7 protein-coding genes are annotated in these 6,840 nt (G+C 71.8%); 1 reads left to right on the top strand and 6 read right to left on the bottom strand.

Annotated elements, in window-relative coordinates:
- Positions 1-87: 87 nt before the first annotated feature.
- A complete protein-coding gene (locus AC5WRL_RS27600) occupies positions 88-1,386 on the bottom strand; it encodes an MFS transporter (RefSeq protein WP_496091408.1) in 1,299 nt (432 codons plus the stop codon).
- A gap of 83 nt (positions 1,387-1,469) precedes the next feature.
- Between AC5WRL_RS27600 and AC5WRL_RS27595 the strand changes: the two genes are divergently transcribed.
- Positions 1,470-1,829: an ArsR/SmtB family transcription factor gene (locus AC5WRL_RS27595; RefSeq protein WP_496091407.1), complete on the top strand. Its 360-nt coding sequence runs from the start codon at positions 1,470-1,472 to the stop codon at positions 1,827-1,829.
- 55 nt (positions 1,830-1,884) lie between these two features.
- On the opposite strand, the gene AC5WRL_RS27590 is transcribed toward AC5WRL_RS27595, so the two are convergent.
- The 5 genes from AC5WRL_RS27590 to AC5WRL_RS27570 all read right to left on the bottom strand — a co-directional run bounded on the left by AC5WRL_RS27590 (position 1,885) and on the right by AC5WRL_RS27570 (position 6,795).
- Positions 1,885-3,012 carry an adenosine deaminase family protein gene (locus tag AC5WRL_RS27590; protein ID WP_496091406.1) on the bottom strand — a complete coding sequence of 376 codons (1,128 nt, stop codon included), beginning with the start codon at positions 3,010-3,012 and terminating at the stop codon, positions 1,885-1,887.
- A 3-nt stretch (positions 3,013-3,015) separates the two neighbouring features.
- Positions 3,016-4,101: an extracellular solute-binding protein gene (locus tag AC5WRL_RS27585; protein WP_496091405.1), complete on the bottom strand. Its 1,086-nt coding sequence runs from the start codon at positions 4,099-4,101 to the stop codon at positions 3,016-3,018.
- A 62-nt stretch (positions 4,102-4,163) separates the two neighbouring features.
- Complete coding sequence (locus tag AC5WRL_RS27580; RefSeq protein WP_496091404.1) at positions 4,164-5,174, bottom strand: ABC transporter ATP-binding protein; 1,011 nt, start codon at positions 5,172-5,174, stop codon at positions 4,164-4,166.
- The gene (locus AC5WRL_RS27575) at positions 5,171-5,968 is read right to left on the bottom strand and encodes an ABC transporter permease (protein ID WP_496091403.1); all 798 of its coding nucleotides are present in this window, start codon (positions 5,966-5,968) and stop codon (positions 5,171-5,173) included. The genes AC5WRL_RS27580 and AC5WRL_RS27575 overlap by 4 nt, the downstream gene beginning before the upstream one ends.
- On the bottom strand, positions 5,965-6,795 hold the full coding sequence (locus AC5WRL_RS27570; protein ID WP_496091402.1) for an ABC transporter permease: 831 nt from the start codon (positions 6,793-6,795) through the stop codon (positions 5,965-5,967). Before AC5WRL_RS27570 ends, AC5WRL_RS27575 begins: the two co-directional genes overlap by 4 nt.
- Positions 6,796-6,840 lie beyond the last annotated feature (45 nt).

Below are 6,840 nucleotides of genomic sequence, written 5' to 3'. Positions count from 1 at the left end.
CCGCCGCCCTGCACCTCGCCGACCACCCCGGCGCCGGCCCGGCCCAGGTCTGGTCCGCCCTCGACGCTGCCGCCGCCACCGGGCAGATCACCAACCCGGGCGCCGGCTCGCCGGACAAGCTGCTCCAGGTTCCCTGATATCCGTCCGATCCCCCACCGGCGCCGACCGGGTGGCGGGCGCCGTCGGTGCCGGCGCCCGCCACAGGCGTACCGCCGCCACCGACGCGGCCAGCGCGATCGCGCCGAGCCAGAGCACCGCCGTCCCCAGCCCTGCCGCCGCGCCCAGCCAGCCGGCCAGCGGATAGGTGATGAGCCAGCAGCCGTGCGACAGCGAGAACTGCGCGGCGAACACCGCCGTACGGTCCCCGGCCGGCGTCCACCGGCGGATGAGCCGCCCGGCCGGGGTCAGCACCATCGAGGAGGCGGCGCCGAACAGGCCCCACAACGCCAGCAGGACGGGCAGCCGCCAGTGGCCCTCCGACGCGGCGGTGAGACAGCCGAGCCCCGCGAAGCCGATGACGAGAAGCAGTGCCCCGGGCAGCATCACCGCCCGGTCGGTGAGCCGGTCCAGGGCGCGCGGCAGCAGCAGGGCCACGGTCATGGAGCCGGCTCCGTACGCGCCGAGCACCAGTGGCAGCGCGTCCGCCGAGCGCCCGAGGTGATCGCTGACGTAGCCCAGGGAGTTGACGGTGACCATGGCCCCGGCCGCGGCGACCGCGAGGTTCAGGGCGAGCAGGGCGCGCAGCGGCGGGGCGGCCAGCATCAGCCGGAAGCCGGAGCCCGCCCGCCCGGGGCGCGCCGTGGCGGTGGCGGGCGGCCGGGGGCTCAGGGCGGTGGATGTGACGAGCGCGGCGGAGCCGAGGAAGCCCAGCGCCGTGCCGGCGAAGAGTCCGTTGTAGGTGATCACGGTCAGCAGAGCCGCGGCGAGGACCGGGGAGACCAGGCTCTCCAGGTCGTAGGCGAGCCGGGACATGGACAGCGCCCGGGTGTAGTCCCGCTCCGCGGGCAGCACGTCGGGGATGACGGCCTGGAAGGTGGGGGTGAAGGCGGCCGAGGCGGCCTGGAGGAGGAAGACCAGCGCGTACACCTGCCAGATCTGGTCCACGAAGGGCAGCGTGGCGGCGATGCCGGCCCGTACCAGATCGGCCGTCACCATCAGGGTGCGGCGCGGCAGCCGGCCGGCGAGCGCCGCGACGACGGGGGCGATCGCCACGTACGCCGCCATCTTGATGGCGAGCGCGGTGCCGAGCACCGCGCCGGCGGCGGGGCCGGCGAGGTCGTGGGCGAGGAGGGCGAGGGCCACGGTGGCCAGGCCGGTGCCGGCCAGGGCGATCACCTGGGCGGTGAAGAGCCGGCGGTAGGTGCGGTCGCGCAGGACAGCGAGCATGAGCGGCATTCTAGCCATCATGTGCGCAGATGCGCACATGATGGCTAGAGGATGTCGCCTCTCCCCCGGCGTACGCTGGCCCCATGCCTGAACGCCCTTCCGTGTCACCTGCGGACCATGCGCATCTGCACGCCCCGGACAGCGAGCGGCTGGCGGAGGCGACGGGCGTGTTCGCGATGCTCTCGGACGCCACCCGGCTGCATGTGCTGTGGCTGCTGGCCCAGGAGGAGTCGGACGTCGGGCGGCTCGCCGAGCGCTGCGACGCGTCCCGCACGGCGGTCAGCCAGCATCTGGCGAAACTGCGGCTCGCCGGTCTGGTGGACTCCCGCCGCGAGGGGCGGCACGTCCACTACCGGCTCAGCGACGGGCATCTGCGCCGCCTGGTACTGGAGGCACTCAGCCACGCCGATCATCGGGTGAGCGGCGAAGCCCCGCACGCATGACGAAGCGGCCCCGGCGAAGAACGCCGGGGCCGCCGTACCAAGCGAAGCGCACCGCTCAGAAAGGCCGCAGCTCCGCTTCGAGCGCCGCCAGCTCGCTCTCGAACCGGGCCCGGGCCGCCGCCTTCTCGTCGGCCGGCAGCCAGGCCGCGTCGATGCCCGCCAGCGACATCTCGCGCAGCCGGGCCGGGGACAGGCCGATCTCCTCGGCCGCGATCCGGTACTCCTGGTTCAGGCTGGTCGGGAACATGCCCGGGTCGTCCGAGGCCAGAATGACGTTCAGCCCCGCCTCGGCCATCGCCCCGATGGACGCGCGCCGCCACGGCCGCCACGAGCGGCGCGAGGTGGTGGAGATCACCGTGAACGGCACCCCCTCCGCCCGGCACCGCTCGACCATGGCCTCGTTCTCCAGCACGTAGTAGCCGTGGTCGATCCGGTCGCAGCCGAGCAGGTCGAGGCAGGTCGCGGTATTGACAGCCACCGGCGCGTGCTCCGAGGAGTGCGCCGTACGACGCAGCCCCGCCGCGCCCGCCAGCCGGTACGCCTCGGCGAACCGCTCCGGCGGGCCGGCCAGCTCCAGATTGACCAGGCCGATCCCGGCCAGGTAGTCGTTCGGCCGCTCCACCACGGTGCGGACGAACGCCAGCGCCTGCTCCGCGCTGTGGCTGCGGTCGATCGAGGCGATGAGCCGGCCGGTCATGCCGAAGTCGCGCTCGGCCAGCCGGATCCCGTCCACGCAGGCGTCCACCAGGCCGTGGAAGCCGAGCGAGGCGAGGTGCGGCGGCACATCGTCGATCTGGAGCTCCAGATGCCGGGTGGCGCTCTCGTGCGCGGCGGCGAACGCCTCGTACGTGATCCGGGTGATGTCGTCCGGGCCGCTCAACGCCGCGCTGACCCACTCGCTGGCCTGGAAGAGCGAGTACGGCCGCTCGGGCTCATCCGGTCCCGGCCCCTGCGGCACCGGGATGCGGGTGTGCCGGTACAGCGCGGGGTCCGGCGGCAGGGAGTTGATGTCGCGCCAGATGATCTCCGGCGCGGCGGGCAGGTCGAGCCCCGCCCGGCCGGCGAGGTCGGCGAAGGTCGCCGCGGAGACGGTGCCGATGAGGTGGCAGTGCAGGTCCGCCTTCGGCATCCGGGCCACATACTGCGCGACGCGGTCGGCGGTGTCGGGGGTGGTGTCGGGCATCGCTTACTTCCCCGAGACTTCCCGGGCGAAGCGCTCCACCCACTCGGAGCGGTGCGCCACGATCTGCTCCGGGGCCAGCGTCTGGTAGCCCATGGCCACCGGGTCGCCGGCCTCCGCGCCCATCAGCCCGGTGAACGACGGGGACGGGGTCACATCGGGCCGCACCGGAAGGTCGGTGCCGATCGACGCCTCCTGGGCCTCCTTGGAGAGCATGTAGTCGATGAACGCGTACGCGCCCTCGGTGTTCGAGGCACCCTCGGGGATCATGAGCCGGTTGGTCGCCATGTAACGGCCCTCGGTGGGCGGGATCCAGCCGATCGGCTGGCCCGTCGCCATCAGCGGCGGAGCGAAGCCGATGATGGTGGGCACGGCAAGGATCTCGCCCTGCGCGATCAGGTTCGAGACCTCGGTGGTCGAGGTGTAGAACTGGAGTACGTCCGGGGCCCACTCGCCCATGGTGGCGAAGGCGGAGTCCACATCGTACGGACCGTCGCCGTACACCTCGCCGATGCCCGAGACGGTCAGCTGGCCGGCGGTCGCCGAGATGTCGGGCAGCGCCACCTTGCCGGCCAGGTCGGGGTTCTCGAAGAGCTTCCAGTCGGCGGCCTCGTCGGCGCTCAGCTCGTCCGAGCGGAAGAGGATGCCGTTGAGCTGGTACGTGTAGGCCGGGCCGGCGTAGGCGTCGTCCACGGCGAACTCGCTGAGCTCGTCGAGGTTGGGCACGTCCTCGGGGCCGAACTCCTGGAACAGGCCCTGGTCCTGGCCCAGGGCGGCGAAGGTGTCGGAGATCAGCATCACGTCGATGCCGGGCTTGCCGCCGGCCAGTTGGAGCTGGGTGAGGCGGTCGGCGTTGCTGCCGCTGTCGATCTCGACCTTGGCGCCGGTGGCCCGCTCGAAGGGCTCCACGATGTTGGTCTGGAACTCCTCCACACCGAAGGGGAAGGTGCTGACCACGATCGTGGAGCCGGCCAGCTCGCCCGAGCCGTCGCCGCCCGAGTCGGAGTCGGATGAGCTGCATGCGCCGAGCATGAGGACGGTCGATATCGTCCCGGCGGCGAGCGCGCTGCCGCGCAGCTTGGATGTTGCCATGTCCGTGAGCCTCGCTTGTCTTGTGGTACGGAGGTGTGGTGCGACTGGGCGGTTCGAGCGGTTCATGCGGCCAGTGGTACGAGGTGGTCCGCGGCGGCGGAGACGGTGACCCGGCTCCCGGGCAGCAGAGCCGGAAGATCCTCGGAGGTGATCGTGTCACGGCGGACCGAGGCGATGAGCGGCACGGTGGCGCCGGTGGCGTCCAACGCGTCGAGGCAGACCCGCAGTTCCACGCCCCGGTAGGCGATGGAGGTCACGGTCGCGGGCACGGCGACGCCGTCGGCGTGCTCCGCGCCGTGCAGCCGCAGCAGTTCCGGGCGCACGGTGACCAGGCCGCGCCGCGGCAGCTGGAGGAAGTTCTCGTAGCCGAGGAACTCGGCGACGAAGCGGTTGGCCGGGGCCGGGAAGAGAGCGTCCGGCGGGCCCTCCTGCATGACCTTGCCGCCGTTCATCACCACCATCCGGTCGGACATCTCCAGCGCCTCCTCCTGGTCGTGGGTGACCAGGACGACGGTGAGTCCGGCCTCGGCCTGGATCCGGCGGATCTCCTCGCGCATCTGCACCCGCAGCCGGGCGTCGAGGTTGGACAGCGGCTCGTCCAGCAGCAGCAGCCGGGGGCGGATGACGATGGCGCGGGCGAGCGCGACGCGCTGCTGCTGGCCGCCGGAGAGCGCCTTGGGGCGGCGGTCCGCGAGATGGCCCAGGCCCACCAGGTCCAGCGCCTCGCCGACCCGGCGGGCGCGCTCGGCGCGCGGCACCTTGCGGAGCTTGAGCCCGTAGCCGACGTTGTCGGCGACGCTCAGGTGCGGGAAGAGGGCGTAGGACTGGAAGACCATGCCCAGGTCGCGCTTCTCCGGCGGTGTGTGGGTGACGTCCTTGCCGCCGATCCATATGGTGCCGTCGGTCGGGGCGAGGTAGCCGGCCAGCATCCGCAGCGAGGTGGTCTTGCCGCAGCCGCTGGGCCCGAGCAGCGTGGTCAGCTCGCCCTCGCGGATGGCCAGGTCGAGGCCCTCGACGGCGGTGAAGTCCCCGAAGCGGCGGCTGACCGCGACGAACTCGGCAGCGGTGGTCATCGGTTGATCCCTCCGAAGATGCGGGCGAAGCCGAGGGTCCGCTCGGCGACGAAGGCGAGCGCCACGGTGCCGGCCAGCAGCAGCGTGGACATGGCGGCGACGATCGGCGTGTAGTTCTGCTGGACGTAATCCAGCATGGTGACGGGCAGGGTGCGGAAGTCCCGGGACTGGAGCAGCAGCGAGATCGGCACGTTGTTGAAGGAGGTGACGAAGCTCAGCAGCGCCGCCGAGATGATGCCGGGGCGCAGTACGGGCAGCGTCACGGTCCAGAAGGTGCGCCACGGCGAGGCGCCCAGGCCGCGGGCGGCGTCCTCCAGCGCGGGGTCGGCCAGGGCGAGCGAGGCGCCGGTGACCCGGACCGTGTAGGGCAGCAGGATGGCGGTGTGCCCGATGAGCAGGGTGCGGAAGTTGTCCAGTTCCAGGTGGAGCATGAACTGCTGGAAGAGGGCGAGTCCCACCACGAGTTCGGGCAGGATCAGCGGGGAGAGGAACAGCCCCTCGACCAGGCCCTTGCCGGGCAGCCGGCCGCGCATGACGGCGAGGGTGGCCGGGATGCCGATGCCCAGCGCCAGCACGGTGGAGATGAGGGCGAGCTGGAGGCTGGAGACCAGCGCACGGGTGAACGGCTCGTAGCTGATGGCCGCTTCGAACCAGCGCAGCGAGAGTCCCTCGGGCGGGAAGGTCAGCGACTCCCCGCCGGTGAAGGCGGTGGCCACCACGAACAGGATGGGCACGATCATCACCACATAGCCCAGCAGGGCCAGGGTGGCGGCGATGGGAGAGGAGCGCTTCATCGGGTAACCGCCTTCGCCCGGGTGACAACGGTGGACACTGCGTACACCACGATCACCAGCACCGTCATGATGATCGCGGTCGCGGAGGCGGCGGCCCAGTCCAGGCTCACCCCGGAGTAGCGGAAGAGCTGGGTGGCCAGCATCGTCTGGCGGGAGCCGCCGAGCAGATAGGGCGTGGTGTAGGCGGTGACGGCGCCGGCGAAGACGAGGGTGGCGGCCATCGCGATGCCGGGCATGGACAGCGGGATGGTCACGCTCCACAGCGTGCGGATGCGCCCGGCGCCGAGCCCGCGTGCCGCCTCGTCCAGGCTGGCGTCCACCTGGGCGACGGCCGAGTAGCAGGTGATGATGGCCAGCGGCAGGAAGAGCTGGGTCAGGCCGAGCACCACGGCGAGTTCGGTGTAGAGGAGTTGCGGGGCCGGGTCGGCGAGGCCGAGCCCTTCGATGGTCTGTCCGATGACGCCGTTGCGGCCGAGGACGACCAGCCAGCCGTAGGTGCGGACGACGTTGCTCAGCAGCAGCGGGAAGATCGCCAGCGCGAGCAGGATCCCCGCCCACCGGGAGCGGGAGCGGGCCAGCAGGTAGGCGGTGGGGAAGCCGAGGACCAGGCACAGGGCGGTGACGGTGAGGCCGATGCGCAGGGTGCGCAGGATGATCGTGAGGTCGTAGGGGTCGCTGAGCATCCGGCCCAGCCGGTCGAAGACCTCGCCGGTGGAGACATTCGGCGGCGACAGCAGCATGGTCAGGGCGGGTATCACCACGCCCCCGAGGAGCAGTGCGAGCCCGGGGAGCAGCAGCACCAGCGCTATTCGGCGCGAACGGATCATGTGGTTCTCGGTGGATTTCTCTCGGTGGTAACGACTCAACGCAAC

It is taken from the genome of Streptomyces sp. NTD107, assembly GCF_059510435.1.
Note: the sequence above shows the minus strand (reverse complement) of the source record. Positions and strands in the feature narration are given on the sequence as shown.

What these genes read in the sequence shown, in the direction of transcription:
- AC5WRL_RS27575 (WP_496091403.1), bottom strand. Translation starts at nt 5,968, where the DNA reads ATGAAGCGCTCCTCTCCCATCGCCGCCACCCTGGCCCTGCTGGGCTAT.
- AC5WRL_RS27600 (WP_496091408.1), bottom strand. Translation starts at nt 1,386, where the DNA reads ATGCTCGCTGTCCTGCGCGACCGCACCTACCGCCGGCTCTTCACCGCC.
- AC5WRL_RS27585 (WP_496091405.1), bottom strand. Translation starts at nt 4,101, where the DNA reads ATGGCAACATCCAAGCTGCGCGGCAGCGCGCTCGCCGCCGGGACGATA.
- AC5WRL_RS27580 (WP_496091404.1), bottom strand. Translation starts at nt 5,174, where the DNA reads ATGACCACCGCTGCCGAGTTCGTCGCGGTCAGCCGCCGCTTCGGGGAC.
- AC5WRL_RS27595 (WP_496091407.1), top strand. Translation starts at nt 1,470, where the DNA reads ATGCCTGAACGCCCTTCCGTGTCACCTGCGGACCATGCGCATCTGCAC.
- AC5WRL_RS27590 (WP_496091406.1), bottom strand. Translation starts at nt 3,012, where the DNA reads ATGCCCGACACCACCCCCGACACCGCCGACCGCGTCGCGCAGTATGTG.
- AC5WRL_RS27570 (WP_496091402.1), bottom strand. Translation starts at nt 6,795, where the DNA reads ATGATCCGTTCGCGCCGAATAGCGCTGGTGCTGCTGCTCCCCGGGCTC.